This window comes from Parafannyhessea sp. LCP19S3_B1, from assembly GCF_052121955.1.
Lineage (GTDB): Bacteria > Actinomycetota > Coriobacteriia > Coriobacteriales > Atopobiaceae > Parafannyhessea.
Map to the genome: position 1 here is coordinate 36,899 of NZ_JBQKDH010000003.1, position 18,005 is coordinate 54,903.

An 18,005-nucleotide genomic window follows, 5' to 3' on the forward strand; every position below is an offset into this window, starting at 1 on the left:
ACCATCTATAATGCGAAACAACCTTTAAGGTCGGTACGGAGATACCGTAAAGGATGACCATGCGTCAAGGTGATGATTAGGGATTCCGCCAAGGGGTGGGGTCCCTCTTTTTGGCGCGCGGCACAGAGAGGATGGTTGCATGAACCCACTTGTGAGCAGGGAACGGCAGGCCCAGGCGCTTCTGGCGCTCGAGGACGGCACGGTGTACAGGGGCCGAAGCGCCGGTGCCGGCGGCGAGGCCTTTGGCGAGATCGTGTTCAACACCTCGATGGCGGGATACCAGGAGATCGTGAGCGACCCCAGCTACGCGGGACAGATTGTGACGCTCACGTATCCACAGGTTGGCAACTACGGCGTGAGTGCCGCCGCCATGCAGTCCGGCGGGCTTGCGCTTTCCGGCCTGGTGGTGCGCGACATGTGCCGCGAGCCCAGCAACTGGCAGAGCGAGGGCAGCCTTCCGGACCTGCTGCGCAAGGGCGGCGTCGTCGCGATCGAGGGAGTGGACACGCGCGCGCTCACGCTGCGCATTCGCTCGGCGGGCGCCATGCGCGCCGCGATATCGACGGAGGACCTGGACCCCAAAAGCCTTGTGGCGCGCGTGTGCCAGGCGCCCGGGATATCGAGCCACAACTATGTGCCGGACGTTTCGACCAAGCAGGAGTACGTGGTGCCCGCGGCGGGGGAGCGGCGCTTCCGCGTGGTGGCGTACGACTGTGGAGAGAAGCGCGGCATCGCGAACGGGCTCGCGGCCGTGGGGTGCGAGACGGTCGTGGTGCCGTGGGACACTCCGGCCAGGCGCGTGCTTGTGCTTGGGCAGGACGGCTCGGCGCCGGACGGCGTGTTCTTCTCGAACGGGCCGGGCGACCCCACCCAGGTTGGGGCGACCGCGCAGGCGGCGCGCGAGCTGATGGGCAAGGTGCCGGTGTTTGGCATCTGCCTGGGCAACCAGCTGATGGCCCTTGCGGCGGGTGCGACGATCGAGAAACTGCCGTTTGGGCACCATGGCGGCAACGAGCCCGTGATGAACCTGCTGACCGGCAGGGTGGAGATAACGGCCCAGAACCACAACTACGGGCTGGTGTTCGAGTCGCTGGGCAAGATCGTGCCGGAGGAGTCCGGCGGCTTTGCGGAGCATGAGCGCGACCTGCGCGCATGGAGCGAGCGCCACGTGGCGCCCGTGGTCATGAACGAGCGCTTTGGCCGCGTGAGGCTGACGCACGTGAACCTGAACGACGGTACGCCGGAGGGCGTGCAGTTCCTGGACGTGCCCGCGTTCTCGGTGCAGTACCACCCGGAGGCGTGTCCGGGGCCGCACGACTCCGCGTACCTGTTCACGTCGTTCGCACGGCTCATGGCAGGCGACGCAGACTGCCTTGACATCGACGTGCGCGAGGGGAGGCGCTTCTGATGCCGAGGCGCGATGACTTGCACAAGATCCTGATAATTGGCTCCGGCCCCATCGTGATCGGCCAGGCCTGCGAGTTCGACTACTCCGGTACCCAGGCGTGCCGCGCGCTGCACGAGGCGGGCTACGAGGTGGTGCTGGTGAACTCGAACCCGGCGACCATCATGACGGACCCCGAGACCGCGGACCGCACGTACGTGGAGCCGCTCACGGCGGAGGCCGTGGGCAGGGTCATCCGCAAGGAGGGGCCGGACGCCATCCTGCCCAACATGGGCGGCCAGACGGCGCTGAACTGCGCGATCGCGCTGGGGGAGTCCGGCGTGCTGGACGAGTGCGGCGTGGAGGTCATAGGCTGCGACCTGGACTCCATCCGCGTGGGCGAGGACCGCGAGCTGTTTGCGAAGGCCATGGGCGAGCTGGGGCTGGAGGTTGCGGACTCCGGCTTCGCGCACAGCCTGGACGACGCCCGCGCCGTTGCGGCGCGCCTGGGATACCCCGTCGTCATACGCCCGAGCTTCACGCTGGGAGGCGCCGGCGGCGGCGTCGCGCACGACGAGGGCGAGCTCGAGCTCATCGCCGGGCAGGGGCTCTCGCTCAGCCCGGAGCACGAGGTGCTGGTGGAGCGCTCCATCGCGGGCTGGAAGGAGATCGAGATGGAGGTGATGCGCGACGCCCAGGGCAACGGCATCGTGATCTGCTCCATCGAGAACCTGGACCCCATGGGCGTGCACACGGGAGACTCCATCACCGTCGCCCCCGCCCAGACGCTCTCCGACGCGGAGCTGCAGCGCCTGCGCGACTATTCGCTTGCGATCCTGGAGAAGGTGGGCGTGGCAACCGGCGGCTCCAACGTGCAGTTTGCCGTGAACCCCACGGACGGCCGCGTGATCGTGATCGAGATGAACCCGCGCGTGAGCAGGAGCTCGGCACTTGCCTCGAAGGCGACGGGGTTCCCCATAGCCAAGGCCGCGGCCCTTCTCGCCGTGGGCTACACGCTGGACGAGATAACGAACGACATCACGCGCGCCACGCCGGCGTGCTTCGAGCCGTCCATCGACTACTGCGTGGTGAAGGTGCCGCGCTTCGCGTTCGAGAAGTTCAAGGGCACGAGCGAGACGCTCACCACGCGCATGAAGAGCGTGGGCGAGGTCATGGCGATCGGCCGCACGTTCGAGGAGGCGCTGCAGAAGGCGCTGCGCTCGCTGGAGCAGGGCCACAGGGGTCTGGGCATGGACGGCGTGGACGACCTTTCCGCGCTGGGCGAGAAGGACCTGGAGGAGCGTGTTTCCACCCCCACGCCAAGGCGCATCTTCCACGTGGCCGAGGCGCTGCGCCGCGGTTGGGACGTGGCGCGCGTGCACGCGCTGAGCGGCATCGACGCGTGGTTCCTTGGAAGGGTCCGCGACATCGTGGCCGCGGGCGGGCGCATACGCGAGCTTGGGCTGGCTGGGCTCGACGCGCCCACGATGCTCGCCGCGAAGCAGATGGGCTTTTCCGACGAGCAGATCGCGTGGCTCACAGGCACCAGCGCCGAGGTGGTGCGCGCGCTGCGCGAGGTGGAGGGCGTGCGTCCCGTCGTGAAGACGGTGGACACGTGCGCGGGCGAGTTTGCCGCGCGGACGGACTACCACTACCTCACGTACGAGGCCGCGCCCGTGCTGGGCGCCGTGCCCGCCGGCGAGCACGCCGAGGGCGCGCGGCCGCGCGTGATGATCCTTTCCGCCGGGCCCAACCGCATTGGTCAGGGCATCGAGTTCGACTACTGCTGCGTGCACGCGAGCGCGGCGCTGCGCGAGCGCGGGTTCGAGACCGTGATGGTTAACTGCAACCCCGAGACCGTCTCGACGGACTACGACACGTCGGACCGCCTGTACTTCGAGCCGCTCACGTTCGAGGACGTCATGAACGTGGTGGAGGTGGAGCGGCCGCAGGGCGTGATCGTGACGCTTGGCGGGCAGACGCCCATCAACCTCGCCCACAGGCTGAAGGCGGCGGGCGTGCCCATCATGGGTACCCAGCCGGACGCCATCGACCTGGCTGAGGACCGCGACCGCTTCAGCCGGCTGCTCGACAGGCTGGGCGTGGCCTACCCGCCCAGCTCCACGGCCCAGACCGTGGACGAGGCCAGGAGCGTCGCCCGCAGCCTTGGGTTCCCGCTGCTCGTGCGGCCGAGCTACGTGCTGGGCGGGCGCGGCATGGCCATCGTGTACAGCGACGACGACCTGTCCACGTACATGTCCGTGGCGGCGCACGTGTCGCCCGACCACCCCGTCTACCTGGATGCCTTCCTGGAGGACGCCATCGAGCTGGACGTGGACGCGCTCGCGGACGGCGACGAGTGCTACGTGGGCTCCGTGCTGGAGCACATCGAGGAGTGCGGCATCCACTCCGGCGACTCCGCGTGCTGCTACCCGTGCTTCTCGCTCTCCGACGCCATCGTGGCGCGCGTGCGGCAGATCACGCGGCAGCTCGCGCTCGCCGTCGGGATCGTCGGGCCGCTCAACGTGCAGTATGCCGTCAAGGACGAGCAGGTGTTCGTGATCGAGCTCAACCCACGGGCCAGCAGGACCGTGCCCTTCTCGTCCAAGGCGTCCGGCGTGAGCCTCGCCCGCTGCGCCGCCCGCGTCATGGCGGGCGAGAAGATCCGCGACCTCGGCCTGCCGCCGGAGGATAGGGAGGTGGGCTACTTCGCGGTGAAGGAGGCCGTGATGCCGTGGTCGCGCTTCCCGGGAGCGAACGTGGAGCTTGGCCCCGAGATGAGGTCGACGGGCGAGGTCATGGGCATCGCGCGGAGCTTCCCCGAGGCGTACGCGAAGACGCGCCAGGCCATCGAGTACAGGATGCCGGAGCGCGGCACGGTGTTCGTGAGCGTATGCGACCGCGACAAGCGCGCCATCGCGCCCGTGGCGCTTGCCTTGAGGGGCCTGGGCTACGACATCCTCGCGACGCGGGGCACGGCGAAGACGCTGCGCGCCGCCGGCATAGAGTGCGAGGTGTGCCGGCGCCTGAGCGAGGGGCACCCGAACGCCATCGACGAGATGAGGTCCGGACGGATCTCGTTCATCATCAACACGCCGCACGGGCACGACTCGCGCGGCGACGGGTCCAGGATTCGCGAGGAGGCGGTGAGCCGCGGCATCACGTGCGTGACGGCGCTCTCGGCGACGGTGGCGCTGGTGCAGTCGCTCGCGGCCGTGAGGGACCGAGAGCTGGACGTGTACGCGCTGCAGGACCTGCGCTAGGCAAGGGCCCCCGCTCGAGGGGCCCTTTTGCGCAGCTCGCATGGAAAGATTTGCGGACAGCGGGGTAAAATGCGAAACGTTTGCTATCATGCATAGGCTGTGCATGAATCATGCGGGCGTGGCGGAACTGGTAGACGCGCTGGATTTAGGTTCCAGTGGGAGAAATCTCGTGAAGGTTCAAATCCTTTCGCCCGCACCAATGCAAAGCAGAGTAACTGCGCAAGGGGGCAAGACGTGGGCCCTGCTCCCTGGCACGAGAACACTGGAGGAACGTTGAACATCACCGTCACCGCTGAGAAGCCCGAGAATGGCAAGGTAGTCGCCACCATTACCGTCCCTGCCGCCGAGGTCGACAAGTACGTCGCCCGCACGTACAAGGACATCTCTCACAGGTACCAGTTCCAGGGCTTCCGCAAGGGCCACACCCCGCGCCCCGTCATCGACGGCATCGTCGGCCGCGAGGCGGTTCTTGGCCAGGCGACCGAGGACCTCATGAACGACGCACAGCCCGCGATGCTCGAGGAGCTTGACATCGTCCCCGTCGAGAGCCCCGACTACGGCGAGGATCCCCTGGCCGTCGTGGAGCGCGAGGACTTCACCGCTACCGTGACCGTGAGCGTGCCGCCCACCTGCGAGCTGGACAGCTATGACGCGCCGGCCATCAACATGCCTCCCGAGGAGGCCACCGAGGCCGAGATCGACCAGCAGCTCGAGCAGCTCATGAGCTACCACAACACCTACGAGGACGTCGAGGAGGACCGCGAGGCCACCGAGGACGACGTCGTCTCCCTGGACGTCGAGGACAAGGCCGAGCAGAAGTCCGGCCTCGCCGGCACCGACCGCCAGCTGAACCTCGCGAGCACCTACCTGCCCGAGGAGTTCGTGGCGGGCGTCGTCGGCATGAAGAAGGGCGACCAGAAGGACATCGCCTGGACCGAGAAGCAGGGCGATAACGAGCGCAACTACGAGGTCTCCGTCACCCTGAAGGCCATCAAGAAGTCCGTCACCCCCGAGCTCGACGACGAGTTCGCGAAGAAGAACTTCGGCTTCGACACCGTCGCGGAGCTTCGTGACGCCCTGAAGGAGGACATCGAGAACGACAAGAAGTCCAGCCTTCCCTCCCTCAAGGAGGACCGCGTCGTCGAGGAGATCGGCAAGCACCTCACCCTTGAGGAGGTTCCCGAGGCCTATCTCAACCAGGTGTTCAACGAGCTCGGCCAGGAGGTCCTCGGCCAGCTCCAGCGCCAGGGCATCAGCCTCGACATGTACCTCGCGGCTCGCAACATCAAGAGCCAGGACTTCGTGAACGACCTCCACGAGCAGGCCGAGGAGCGCGCCCGCCAGTCCCTGGCGCTCGACGCCCTGGCCGACAAGCTCGGCCTCGAGGCCACCGACGAGGACGTGCGCGCCGAGTTCGAGAAGGCCAACGTCGACGACGTCGATGCCCGCATCGAGGAGTTCAAGAAGGGCGGCCAGCTGCCCGCCATCCGCGAGTCCATCCGCCGCTCCAAGGCCGTGGACTGGATGGTCGAGAACGCTCCCGTGACCGTCGTGGACGAGGTCGCCGAGGCCCGCGCGAAGGCCGAGGGTGCGGATTCCGAGGACGCCGAGTAACTCTCGATACCTTAGACTACGGGAAGCGCTCCGAGGGTAACAGGTACCTCGGAGCGCTTTTTGCACCCATCGTAGTAGCATTGCATGGGACAGGTCCCATGTTCTGACGGCCGGCCCAACGTTCCGGCAAGAAGGAGAACGCATGCACAACCCCATGAACACACCCCTCATCCCGTACGTGGTGGAGCAGACGCCGCGTGGCGAGCGCAGCTACGACATCTACTCGCGCCTGCTGAACGACCGCATCGTCTTTTTGGGTGAGGAGATCACCCGCGACTCCGCGAACCTTGTGATCGCACAGCTGCTGCACCTCGAGAGCCAGGATCCCGACAAGGACATCTCGCTCTACATCGACTCTCCCGGCGGCGAGGTGTACGCGGGCCTCGGCATCCTCGACACCATGAACTTCATCAAGCCGGACGTCTCGACCATCTGCGTGGGAATGGCCGCCTCCATGGCGTCCGTCCTTCTCGCCGCGGGAACCCCGGGCAAGCGCCTCGCGCTTCCCAACTCGATGATCATGATTCACCAGCCGAGCTCCGGCGCCCAGGGACAGCAGACCGACATCCAGATCGTCGCCGACGAGACCAAATACATCCGCGAGCACATGAACGAGCTCCTCGCGCAGTATACTGGTCAGTCCGTGGAGAAGATCAACGCGGACACCGAGCGCGACAACTACATGCGCGCCCAGGAGGCAAAGGAGTACGGTCTCGTCGACAAGGTCATCGCCTCGCGCAACGAGCAGGCGTAGCCTCAAGGCGAGCAGCTTAGGAAGAGAACCAGATGCCGAACAACGACATGAACATGCCCGAGATGCACTGCTCGTTCTGCGGCAAGAGCAGGAGCCAGGTTCGCAAGCTCATCCAGGGGCCCAACGGGGTCTTCATCTGCGACGAGTGCGTGAAGGAGTGCTCCGACATCATCAGCGAGGACGACGCGCACGTGGTGGAGGAGGGGGAGAAGGGCAGCGACCTCATCGAGAACCTGCCCACCCCGCACGAGATCTACGAGGAGCTCTCGCAGTACGTTATGGGACAGGAGGCCGCGAAGCGCGCCATGAGCGTCGCGGTCTACAACCACTACCGCCGCGTCCAGATGGGTGACGACGAGGTCAACTCCGCGGGCGAGGAGGTGGAGCTCGCCAAGAGCAACATCCTCCTGCTTGGCCCGACGGGCACGGGCAAGACGCTCCTGGCCCAGACGCTCGCGCGCTTCCTGGAGGTGCCGTTCGCGATCGCGGACGCCACGACGCTGACCGAGGCCGGATACGTGGGCGAGGACGTGGAGAACATCCTGCTCAAGCTCATCACCGCGGCCGACGGCGACGTGGAGCGCGCCGAGGTGGGCATCGTCTACATCGACGAGATCGACAAGATCGCGCGCAAGGCAGAGAACCTCTCCATCACGCGCGACGTCTCCGGCGAGGGCGTGCAGCAGGCGCTCCTGAAGATCCTGGAGGGCACGGACGCGAGCGTCCCGCCCCAGGGCGGCCGCAAGCACCCCCAGCAGGAGCTCATCCACATCAACACGAAGAACATCCTCTTCATCTGCGGCGGCGCCTTCGTCGGCCTGGACAAGATCGTGGCCGACCGCATCGGCAAGAAGGGCATCGGCTTCAACGCGGAGCTCAACAAGAAGGTCGAGGAGAACTCCGACGAGCTCATGGCCCAGGTCATGCCCCAGGACCTGCACAAGTTCGGTATGATCCCCGAGTTCATCGGCCGCATCCCCGTCATCACCTCCACGAAGGAGCTGACGGAGGACGACCTGGTGGAGATTCTGACGCAGCCGAAGAACGCCATCGTGAAGCAGTACAAGCGCATGTTCGAGATCGAGGGCGTGAACCTCGAGTTCCAGGACGACGCGCTGCGAGAGATCGCCCGCGAGGCGATCGCGAGGAACACCGGCGCCCGCGGCCTTCGCGCCATCTGCGAGGCGACGCTCGAGGAGACCATGTTCGACATCCCGAGCGACCTCGAGATCACGGACGTCGTGGTGACCTCGGAGTCCGTCGGCGGCAAGCAGCCGCCAAAGATCGTCCGCAAGTCCGGTTCCGGCTTCGGCAAGCACTCGGCGTAGCTTCCAAGGCGCGCTTGGGCGAGAAGGACGAGGAGCCTGGCACGAGGCGCTCACAAGAGGTTTAAGAAAGATGCCCGCCATACGGATTCGCTCCGTATGGCGGGCATTCTGCTGCTCTTGCGCCTCGTGGGCGCGCGTGACGTGTGGGACGACTCTCCGGGCGTACGCTGGGGGCGTCCCCTGCCGCCGCCCTAGATGGCGAATCCCGGCAGCACGGTCGAGTCGTTGTCGTCTCCCGTCGCCGCCACGGCGAAGCGGAAGACGTCCCCGCTCGGCCCCACGCGGTTGAACCAGGTCTGTCCATCGTCCTCGGAGCAGTCGGGGCTGGGGGAGCGCGTCCACCAGTAGCACTTCGAGCCCTTCCAGCGCTCTGCCGTCGCGTCGTTCGCCCTTGCGTTCGTGGAGACCTTGCGATCCTTCCAGTAGCGGTACTGGGTGCCCTCGGCGTTTATGATTCCGGCCAGGTACCCATAGCCCTTCGAGAAAGAGGCGGTCGTGCGCGTGCCGCCGAGCTCTGCCATCGAGAAGAGCCACACGGAGTCCTTGGTGGCGGTGACGGAGTCTGCGCTTCTCGTTGCGCCCGCGTTGTTCGTTAGCTTCGAGACGGGGACGATGACGGAGGACAGCTCCTCTGGCAGCATCGCGAGGAAGTCGTCGTTCAGCCACGCGCGCATGTCGCAGTCCTTCCAGCCGCCCTGGGCCATCTTGGCGTCGCTCATGTTCCTTGCCGCGACCGGCGCCCTGAAGGCGAAGGTGAGCCCCGCCTTGCCCTTGCCGTCCGAACGGTCGTCGTGGTGGTAGCCGACTATCCGCACGGTCGCCTTCGTGCCGTCTTGAAGCTCGATGTCCTTCGTGAGGTTGCCGGCGATGGACCCGTCCTTCCTGGCGATGCCGTACTTGACGGCAAGTGACAGGGCCTCCTTGGAATCCCCCGCGTTTGCGATCTTGCGCGCGACCTTGGAAAGCTCGTCCCAGCTGCTGTCATTCAGGCCGTGGTCGGCAAGGGCGCCGAAGAGCTGCGTGCGGTACGCGGCGATGCCGAGCGCCGCGGCACCTACGGCGCATCCGGCTCCGATCAGGAGCGAGCGCCTGGAAATCACTATCTTGCCCTCGGACGCCTGGGGCGCGGCGGTGCCCTTCTCGCCCGCGGGCGTTGTGGGACCTGCGATCGGGACAGAGGGTGCGTAGGCGGAGACATATCCGCTCTCGAGGTGGGCTTTGCCGTCAACCTTCGGCGCCTGCTCGCGTACGAGCTCGATGGCGTGCCCCGTCGTCTTCTCCTGCCACGCGGCGATGCCCCGGAAGAGCTCGCTAGCGGAGGGGCGGTCATGGGGGCTTGCCGAGAGGCAGGGCATGAGGGCGTCTATCAGGGGTTGGTCTGCGTCGATGTGCGGCACGAGAGGCTCCGGCGCGTGGCTCGTCTTGATTTTGAACGCGCTTTCGCCCGGATGCTCGGAGAGCCTGAACGGCGTCCTTCCCCCGTACATCTCGTAGAGCACGCTGGCCAGCGCATAGACGTCGATGGAGGGGGAGCGTCGCGCCTCGATGTAGCTCCTGTCGTCGAGCGCGAGCATCTCGGGTGGGGCGTACTCCGGCGTCGCGGCGCGCCATACGTCCATGGTGCGGGTGAAGGTCGCCGAGGTCCTGCTCATGAAGATGGAGCTTCCCAGGTCGATGAGACGGAGGTCCAGGACGTCGCCCGAATCGCCGTTTGCGGGGAGGACCATGATGTTGCGCGGGGATATGTCGCGATGGATGAAGGTGCCGTCGAGGCAGCTGGTGGAGACGAGCGTCTGCAGCGCGCCGAGGGCGAGCGCCGCGACGGCATGCCCCGTGCAGCCGCTGCCGTCCTCGCAGAGTGGGAGGTCATGCGCGCGCTCCGCGGCGAGCAGGGTCTTTCCGGGAATCCACTCCATCAGGATAGCGGGGTCTCCCGCCCGCGTCACGCCGTAGCCGTAGACCCTCGGGAAGCCCCTGAGAGAGGAGACCGCAAGCATGGTGCGGTACTCCTCGAAGAGTGCTGCCTCGCGCCCGCGGCGAGAGAGCGGGTCCGTGTCGGTGGGGAGGGGGCGGAGGCGCTTCAGGGCGAACAGGTCGCCCTCGGTGTTGTGTGCCGCCAGCACCTCGCAGTCCGAGAGGTGGTCGGTTGCTGGCCGCCTCTGTGCAAGCACCGTCATGTACTTGCGGCGCACGGTTCCCTCATCCTTGGGGTTCACGGCAAAGGAGGTGTCGAGCTGGGCGAACTCCACGACCTCGAGAGCGCTATTACCCTCCTCGTTGGCTTCGTGCTTCAACCTGTCCTCCTAGCTCTTCTCGCCCGCTATGCGCATGACGAGGAACTCCGTCGACGCCCCGAGGCGCAGGACGTCGCTGTTTGATATCCTGACCGGCCCGTACTCCCGGCCGGGCTCCCGTTGGGACTGGGGCGGCTCGACGACGGTGACCTCGCGCGTGTCGCCCGAGACGAGCGTCGTGCCGTTTGTCGAGTACAGGCCCTGGAGCCACCAGGTGCCATGCGACCGCCAGATCCTGGCGTGCCGTGCGGAGACGTCGCTTCCGACGGCGGTCACGTCCTGCGCACCCGGTGCGAGCGCGCCGATGATGGTCCCCTCCGGCTCGAGCGAGAGCTGGTATACGGGAAGTCTTGCCTCGCCGTTGTCGATGCGAAGTATTCCCAGGCAGACATCGTCTTCCGCCGCTGCGGTAGACGGACGCTCACTGCCGATGCGCGTCTCCATGGTGTGGAGGCCGTCCGCGTAGCATGCCCGCGAGTAGGCATCCACGATGCCGATGGAGACCCGAGGGTCGCCGAGGCACCCGGTCGCCACGAAGAGCATGAAGCCGAGGTGGCTCTTCTCGCCGTCGCCTAGCTGCTTAGCGGCCCAGATCCTGTCGAGCGCGTTCTGGTAGAGGTTCCCGTCCTGCCCGAACCTCGCGATTGCGTTGCGCATGGAGTCGGCGGCCTGCCCGCGGTAGTGCCTGTCGAACTGCGCGGGACCCGAGCCTGCCTCCCTGAGGTGGGAGAGGATCAGGTTCTCGAGCTGCTGGGCGGACCTTGGGAAGCTGTTGAACGCCTCCGTTCCGTAGCGGCCGGGCCTTGCGTGGACGATGTCGCGCGAGAGGAACGTACGGTCGGTGCCCGCGCGCCCGCGGATCGGCATGCCGTTGGCGCTTGCCGTCGGGCTCAGGAGGATCATGGCGGCGTCGCGGTTGGATATGTGGCCGAAGGCCTTGAGGTCAGCATAGAGAATGTGACTTGGAGTCTCCATGTATGCTTGCGGCCCCTCCCTGCGATGTGGTGACGATGTGGGACAAGGGAGATTGTAGTACCTGTCGCTACGCCCAGGCGACCAAGCCCCACGTCCCGGGCTTGCGGACTTCGTTTCCGTTCCTAGGATGGTACGGCAGCGCACGGTGACGCATCCGCAAAATGTTGCGCAACATTTTGCGGACCTCAGCAGAGGCGCCCCGCCCTGCGCGCGGCGAGAAGTGCCTCGTAGTCCCTCTCGGTCTGGTCCGCATACCTCGTGGCGAACGTGCGGAGCGCCTCGTCCGCCTCGTCGTCCTGTCCGAGGTATGCCGCGATGGCGAAGCGGTTTCCCGTGCGGGCGTGGGCCCGCGCGAGGGTCCATCCGCACAGGGCGGAGAGGTGCGCAAGGCGATGCGCGTCAATCTTCGTGAGGTCGGGAGCGCCCTTTCCGTCCCATAGCTGCCTCACGTAGTAGTCGTGGAGCCCGCCGTCATCCGCGGGCAGGCGCGTCCATCCCAGGAAGGCGTCGGACGCGACCTGGATGGCGCGCTGTCCCTCCACCACGCGCTGGCCGTGCTCCGCGTAGCCGCTCCTTCCCACGTAGCGCTCGAGCACGGACTCCTCTGCCTCCTTGACTTGCAGCACGAGCGCGTCGGCGGGACCTGCGCCCTCGAACACGCAGATCCACGTCCGCAGGCCGACGGACCCCACGCCCACGACTTTGCGCGCGATGTCGACGCCGTGGTAGGAGTCGAGGAGCGCGCGCCTGCTCTCTGGCAGCGACTTTCGGTAGCCCCTGAGGATGAGACGTATGAGCTTTGCGGAGGCGTCCTCGCGGGTGAGGCTCGCGTCGTGGGCGAGCCTGTCCGCAAGCGCGGTCGCGGCATCGCCCTGCGGGCTCTGGGCCTCGATGTCACGAAGGGGGACAATCAGGGGAGGGTCGCTCACGAAGCGGAGCCCATTGTCCGAGACCTCGGTGAACTTGGCGACGGCGCGGGCGTTGTTTCTCTTCTCGGCCCTGTCGAAGTCCTTCGCGAACGCCTTGCGGGTCGACTTGTCGCCATGCTCCTCGACGAGCTCCTCGACGTGCTCCTCGTCCGCCTCGGCGTACCACACCTCGAGGTTGCCCATCTCGGCGAACTGCCGCATGGCCTGGTGGTAGCCTCCGACGCAGGCGAGAACGGCCTTCTCGGCCTTGCCGCCGGAAAGCCCGAGCACGCGGGCGCACACCTCCACCGAAGCGGCGAGCCGCTTGAGGTCCCACTCCCAGGGGCCGCGTGCGGTCTCGTCGAAGTCGTTGAGGTCGAATGCCAGGTGGCGCTCCGGGGTGGCGAATATGCCGAAGTTCGCGAGGTGGGCGTCGCCGGAAGCCTGCACGCGGAGGGAAGTCGTGGGGAGGCACGCGAGGTCGCCGGCCATAGGGAGTGTGCAGCCGCGGTAGTACGCGAAGGGGTCGGCGGCCATGCGCTCGTAGCGGATGGGGACGAGCTCGCTCACGCGGCTGGCGTCCTGGTCCCTGAGCAGATCGAGCGGGTCGGGACGGGTGGTGCCGGCCGGCGGCCATTGCGCAAGCGCCGCAGGCGGGAGCTTGTCTCTAAGCCTCGTCCCGAGGGCGCGTGACTCCTCGGGGCTTAACTGCGTCGGCTGCTCGTACGCCGCCCGCAGCAGGTGCGTGACCCTTTGGGCGATCGCCCCCGCGGCCGCGCTGCCCAAGACGCCCTTACGTTGTGTCGAACCGTCGGCCATGGAACCTCGCCCTTCTCGCCCCTCTTGTCCTGCGCTCCCTCGCCATCGCCGCCAACCGCTATGCGAGGAGCCGCTCCGCGTTGTCGCACACGGTGCGCGCCAGCACATCCGCGTCGCACGAGCGCGCCTCTGCGATGCCCGCGAGGCACTCCCTGAGAGCGCCCTCGATCTGGGCGGCGGAAAACGGCACGCCCTCGCCGGGCGGAAGGTCCGTCTCGGTCAGGAGGTGGCCGAGCGGTACCTGCCGCGCGTACTCGCGACCGCGGCGCGTGCGCAGCATCATGGGGTTGACGGAGAACCAGCAGCCCGCGACCACGGAGGCGTGGAGCTCGTCCGAGCTGCCCGAGAACCAGTGGAACACGCAGCGGCAGCGCTCGAGGCAGTCCGTTTGGCTCAGGATGCCAAGCACTTCTCCCGCGGACCTGACGGAGTGGATGGACATGACCGTGGGGTGCGCGGGGTCGCTCCCGGCGGCCGCGGCCTCGCAGACGAGCCGAAACGCTGCCCGCTGGGCGTCCCGCGAGCCCTCCGGCACGTGCCTGGGCGAGAAGTCCATGCCGACCTCGCCCACGTAGCGTGCCGTACCGGCGAGGTCGGCCGCCGCCCTGACGTCCGCGGGCGAGAGCCGTCCGTCCGCCACCCACCACGGGTGCGCGCCCACGGCGACGCTCACGTTGGGAAGCCCCGCAAGGGCGTCCCGCGCGCGCAGGTAGCCCCGGGGCGTCACCGTGGTCGCGAGCACGTGCAGGCCGTCTGCCTCGGCGTCGCGCGCGACGTCGCCCATGTTCGACATGAAGTCCAGGTGGCAGTGCGCGTCGAACAGCCGCATGGCTACCTGCCCCCGCGCCTGCGTGGCGCCACGATGGGCTCCTGCACATCGAGGTCGTTGTGCAGGTCCGCGAGGTCGCATATAACGCGGCCGGCTATCATCTGGCCCATGATGGGCGGCATGTAGCTCATGGTGCCCAGCGTGACGCCCTTCTCGGGCCGCCTGCCGTCCGGCAGCTCGGCGCCGCGCGGCGTGACGGGCATGGGCACCTCGGACGAGTACAGCACCTGCAGGCCCCTGATGCCGCGCTTGCGACACTCCTTGCGCATGACCTTGCAGATGGGGCACGACTTGGTCTTCTCGATGGTCGAGAAGCGCAGGCGCTCCGGGTTGAGCTTGTTCGCCCCGCCCATGCTGGATATCAGTCGCAGCCCGCGGTCCTGGCACCACTTGGCGACGATGAGCTTCTGCGAGATGGTGTCGATGGCGTCCACCACGTAGTCAGGGCGGGGGAGCGCGTCGAGCGTCGGCACGAGGTTCTCCTTCGAGAGGAACTGGTGCACGGTGGTGACCTTGCAGGCCGGGTTGATGTCGTGCACGATCTCTTCCATCACGTCCGTCTTCGCGCGGCCGATGGTTGAGTGGTACGCCACGGCCTGCCGGTTGATGTTTGACGGCTGCACCACGTCGCGGTCCACCAGCACGAGCTCGCCCACGCCGCCGCGCGCGAGCGCCTCCACGCAGTTCGATCCGACGCCTCCCAGCCCCAGCACGAGCACGCGCGAGGACGCGAGCACGTCCAGGCGCTCCTGGCCCAGGATGATCCTCAGCCTGTCGGTAGCCGTCTCCGGCTCGATCGCGCCGCCTCCCGAGCTGGCTCCTGCCGGAACGTCCGCGTTCTTCTCGCCCATGCGGTTCCCCTCGATGCCTAGCGGGGGCCGACGGCCCCCTAACGATGTGTGGTAAAGACTGTAGCACGGCGTGGCGCGTGGGGCACCGCCCGGCCGTGCTATGCTGTTTGCTTGACTTTGCCCGCTGGCTGCGGGCGGGTCGCAACGTAAGCCAGCCTCGGCGGAGGCGCGCGCTCACTACACGAGTGCCAACACCGTCTGCGGGGGCGCGTAAGAAGGCGGTACACACCGTGGAAGAAATGCCAAAGAACTACGACCCGCAGACCGCGGAGCCCGAGCTCATCAAGAGCTGGATCGACGCGGGCTGCTACCAGCGCAGCAAGGGAGTGGGCGACTGCACCGTCGTCATCCCGCCCCCCAACGTCACGGGCATCCTGCACATGGGCCACGCCATGGACGACACGATCCAGGACACGTTCATCCGCTACAACCGCATGCGCGGCCGCTCCACCCGCTGGATCCTGGGCACGGACCATGCCGGCATCGCGACGCAGACCAAGGTCGACAAGAAGCTCAAGAGCGAGGGCATCTCTCGCCTGGAGATAGGGCGCGAGAAGTTCCTTGACGCGTGCTGGGACTGGACCCATGAGTACGGCGGGACCATCGTCAGCCAGATCAAGCGCATGGGCTGCTCCATCGACTTCGACGACGAGAAGTTCACGATGTCGCCGGAGTTCAGCCGCGCGGTGCGCAAGGTGTTCTGCGACTGGTACCACGACGGCCTGATCTACCGTGGCAAGCGCATCGTGAACTGGTGCCCCAGCTGCCGCACGGCCATCAGCGATGACGAGGCGGAGTACCACGACGAGCACGGCCACCTGTGGTTCTTGCGCTACCCGCTCACGGAGCCCGTCGACGGCGTCGAGTACGTGACCGTGGCCACCACCCGCCCGGAGACCATGCTCGGCGACACCGGCATTGCCGTGAGCCCGCAGGACCCGGACAAGCAGAAGCTCGTGGGCAAGACCGTCATGCTGCCGATCGTGGACCGCGAGATCCCCATCTTCAGCGACTGGCACGTCGACCCCAAGTTCGGCACCGGCTTCGTGAAGGTGACGCCCGCGCACGACCCGAACGACTACGCGATGGGCCAGACGCACGACCTGCCGCAGATCAACATCTTCGACGAGACGGCCCACGTGGTCGACGGCTACGGCGAGTTCAGCGGCATGGGCCGCGACGAGTGCCGTGAGGCCGTCGTGAAGTGGTTTGACGAGCACGGGCTGCTCGATCACATCGAGGACCTCGAGCACTCCGTCATGCACTGCTACCGCTGCGACACCGCGCTCGAGCCGTGGCTGAGCGAGCAGTGGTTCGTGGCCGTGGACAAGCTGAAGGAGCGCGCGACCGAGGTCGTGAGGGACGGCGAGATCAAGTTCCACCCGGAGCGCTGGACCCAGACGTACCTCACGTGGATGGACAACCTGAAGGACTGGTGCATCAGCCGCCAGCTGTGGTGGGGCCACCGCATCCCGGTGTTCTACTGCGAGGACTGCGGCTGGGAGGACGCCCTCATGGAGGACACGGACGTGTGCCCGAAGTGCGGCGGCCACCACGTGCACCAGGATCCCGACGTGCTGGACACCTGGTTCAGCAGCCAGCTGTGGACCTTCGCCACGCAGGGCTGGCCCGACCACCCCGAGCAGATGGAGGGGCACCACCCCACTAAGGTGCTCGTGACCGCCCGCGACATCATCGCACTGTGGGTTGCGCGCATGATCATGAGCTCGCTGTACTTCACGGACGAGGTCCCGTTCCACGACGTGTACATCTACGCGACGATCCTGGCCAAGGACGGAAGCCGCATGTCCAAGTCCAAGGGCAACGGCGTTAACCCCATGGACCTGATGGCGAAGTACGGCGCCGACGCCATGCGCTTCAACCTGCTGACGCTCATCACCAACAACCAGGACGTCAAGTTCGACGCGAACATCAACAAGAAGACGAAGGAGCTCATCGACAGCCCGCGCACCGAGCAGGCGCGCTCCTTCGTGACGAAGATCTGGAACGCGAGCCGCTTTGTCCAGATGAACCTCGCGGGCTACGTGCCCGGCGCCCCCAAGGCCGAGACGCCGGAGGACGCGTGGATGCTCAGCCGCCTCGCGAAGGTGGTGGCGGAGTCCACGAGGCAGCTCGAGGACTACGAGTTTGGCGACTACGCACGCAACATCCAGTCGTTCTTCTGGAACGAGGTGTGCGACTGGTACATCGAGCTGTGCAAGGGCCGCCTGCTTGACGGGACGCCCGAGGAGAAGCTGCAGGTCCAGCGCAACCTCGTCTTCGTGCTGGACGCGTCGATGCGCCTGCTGCACCCGGTGATGCCGTTCGTGACGGAGAGCGTGTGGGACAAGCTGCCGGCAAGCGGCCTGGACGACCACTCCGCCAAGTTCCTGATGGTCGCGAAGTGGCCCGAGCCCGATGACTTCGCGAAGTTCGTGAACGACAAGGCCGAGCACGACTTCGACCTCGCGAAGCGCGTGGTCTCCGCCGTGCGCTCCACCCGCGCCCGCTACCGCCTGTCCCCGAAGGCCGAGCTGGACGTCGCGGTGCGCTCCTCCGCGGAGGACGCCGCGGTGCTCGAGGCCCAGCGCGGCTTCATCTGCTCCGTCGGCCGCGTGGACCAGCTCGCCCTTGGCCACGAGCAGCAGAAGCCGGAGGGGTCGGTCACGGTGGCCGACGGCACGCTCGAGATCTTCGTGGCGCTCGGCGGCCTGGTGGATCTTGCCGCTGAGGCGAAGCGCCTGAGGAAGGAGCTCGAGAAGGCCGAGAAGGACCTGAGCTCCGTGAGCAGGACCCTCTCCAACGAGGGCTTCGTTGCGAAGGCGGCCCCTGCCGTCATCGAGAAGAAGCGCGCGCAGCAGGCTGAGCTCACGACCACGATCGAGCAGCTTAAGGGCCAGATCGCGGACTTCGAGTAGCATTGGTGCGCTGCCGCGCGCTCGCCGTGCGGCACTCGTGCTGCGGCCTCGCATAGTAGCGTGACAAG

General features: G+C 67.0%; 11 protein-coding genes and 1 tRNA gene. 7 read left to right on the plus strand and 5 right to left on the minus strand.

Features of this window, described 5'->3' with window-relative positions:
- Positions 1-139: 139 nt before the first annotated feature.
- The 6 genes from carA to clpX all read left to right on the plus strand — a co-directional run bounded on the left by carA (position 140) and on the right by clpX (position 8,343).
- The gene (gene carA, locus ACTQWE_RS01905) at positions 140-1,408 is read left to right on the plus strand and encodes a glutamine-hydrolyzing carbamoyl-phosphate synthase small subunit (protein ID WP_441855509.1); all 1,269 of its coding nucleotides are present in this window, start codon (positions 140-142) and stop codon (positions 1,406-1,408) included.
- Positions 1,408-4,647: a carbamoyl-phosphate synthase large subunit gene (carB, locus tag ACTQWE_RS01910; RefSeq protein WP_441855507.1), complete on the plus strand. Its 3,240-nt coding sequence runs from the start codon at positions 1,408-1,410 to the stop codon at positions 4,645-4,647. Before carA ends, carB begins: the two co-directional genes overlap by 1 nt.
- A gap of 112 nt (positions 4,648-4,759) precedes the next feature.
- Positions 4,760-4,846, plus strand: a tRNA-Leu gene (locus ACTQWE_RS01915).
- A gap of 74 nt (positions 4,847-4,920) precedes the next feature.
- Positions 4,921-6,261, plus strand: coding sequence for a trigger factor (gene tig / locus ACTQWE_RS01920; protein WP_441855505.1), 1,341 nt, complete (start codon positions 4,921-4,923; stop codon positions 6,259-6,261).
- A gap of 142 nt (positions 6,262-6,403) precedes the next feature.
- Positions 6,404-7,015: an ATP-dependent Clp protease proteolytic subunit gene (locus tag ACTQWE_RS01925; protein WP_170103983.1), complete on the plus strand. Its 612-nt coding sequence runs from the start codon at positions 6,404-6,406 to the stop codon at positions 7,013-7,015.
- 32 nt (positions 7,016-7,047) lie between these two features.
- On the plus strand, positions 7,048-8,343 hold the full coding sequence (clpX, locus tag ACTQWE_RS01930) for an ATP-dependent Clp protease ATP-binding subunit ClpX (RefSeq protein ID WP_441855503.1): 1,296 nt from the start codon (positions 7,048-7,050) through the stop codon (positions 8,341-8,343).
- Positions 8,344-8,534: 191 nt separating this feature from the next.
- Here the strand turns inward: clpX and ACTQWE_RS01935 are convergent, their stop codons facing one another.
- The 5 genes from ACTQWE_RS01935 to ACTQWE_RS01955 all read right to left on the minus strand — a co-directional run bounded on the left by ACTQWE_RS01935 (position 8,535) and on the right by ACTQWE_RS01955 (position 15,019).
- Positions 8,535-10,637 (minus strand): DUF6273 domain-containing protein, encoded by a 2,103-nt coding sequence (locus ACTQWE_RS01935; protein WP_441855502.1) that lies wholly within the window; start codon positions 10,635-10,637, stop codon positions 8,535-8,537.
- A 9-nt stretch (positions 10,638-10,646) separates the two neighbouring features.
- Positions 10,647-11,612 carry an FHA domain-containing protein gene (locus ACTQWE_RS01940; protein WP_441855500.1) on the minus strand — a complete coding sequence of 322 codons (966 nt, stop codon included), beginning with the start codon at positions 11,610-11,612 and terminating at the stop codon, positions 10,647-10,649.
- 185 nt (positions 11,613-11,797) lie between these two features.
- Positions 11,798-13,339 carry a DUF2252 domain-containing protein gene (locus ACTQWE_RS01945; protein WP_441855499.1) on the minus strand — a complete coding sequence of 514 codons (1,542 nt, stop codon included), beginning with the start codon at positions 13,337-13,339 and terminating at the stop codon, positions 11,798-11,800.
- Positions 13,340-13,397: 58 nt separating this feature from the next.
- Positions 13,398-14,168 carry a TatD family hydrolase gene (locus ACTQWE_RS01950; protein WP_441855497.1) on the minus strand — a complete coding sequence of 257 codons (771 nt, stop codon included), beginning with the start codon at positions 14,166-14,168 and terminating at the stop codon, positions 13,398-13,400.
- Between the two features lie 2 nt (positions 14,169-14,170).
- A complete protein-coding gene (locus tag ACTQWE_RS01955) occupies positions 14,171-15,019 on the minus strand; it encodes a tRNA threonylcarbamoyladenosine dehydratase (protein ID WP_441855495.1) in 849 nt (282 codons plus the stop codon).
- 230 nt (positions 15,020-15,249) lie between these two features.
- Here ACTQWE_RS01955 and ACTQWE_RS01960 point away from each other — a divergent pair, with 230 nt between their 5' ends.
- The gene (locus tag ACTQWE_RS01960; protein WP_441855493.1) at positions 15,250-17,937 is read left to right on the plus strand and encodes a valine--tRNA ligase; all 2,688 of its coding nucleotides are present in this window, start codon (positions 15,250-15,252) and stop codon (positions 17,935-17,937) included.
- Positions 17,938-18,005: the final 68 nt, after the last annotated feature.

Excerpts from the sequence above, each read along its gene's own strand:
- carB (WP_441855507.1), top strand. The coding sequence starts at position 1,408 with ATGCCGAGGCGCGATGACTTGCACAAGATCCTGATAATTGGCTCCGGC.
- ACTQWE_RS01950 (WP_441855497.1), bottom strand. The coding sequence starts at position 14,168 with ATGCGGCTGTTCGACGCGCACTGCCACCTGGACTTCATGTCGAACATG.
- ACTQWE_RS01945 (WP_441855499.1), bottom strand. The coding sequence starts at position 13,339 with ATGGCCGACGGTTCGACACAACGTAAGGGCGTCTTGGGCAGCGCGGCC.
- ACTQWE_RS01925 (WP_170103983.1), top strand. The coding sequence starts at position 6,404 with ATGCACAACCCCATGAACACACCCCTCATCCCGTACGTGGTGGAGCAG.
- ACTQWE_RS01940 (WP_441855500.1), bottom strand. The coding sequence starts at position 11,612 with ATGGAGACTCCAAGTCACATTCTCTATGCTGACCTCAAGGCCTTCGGC.
- ACTQWE_RS01955 (WP_441855495.1), bottom strand. The coding sequence starts at position 15,019 with ATGGGCGAGAAGAACGCGGACGTTCCGGCAGGAGCCAGCTCGGGAGGC.
- carA (WP_441855509.1), top strand. The coding sequence starts at position 140 with ATGAACCCACTTGTGAGCAGGGAACGGCAGGCCCAGGCGCTTCTGGCG.
- clpX (WP_441855503.1), top strand. The coding sequence starts at position 7,048 with ATGCCGAACAACGACATGAACATGCCCGAGATGCACTGCTCGTTCTGC.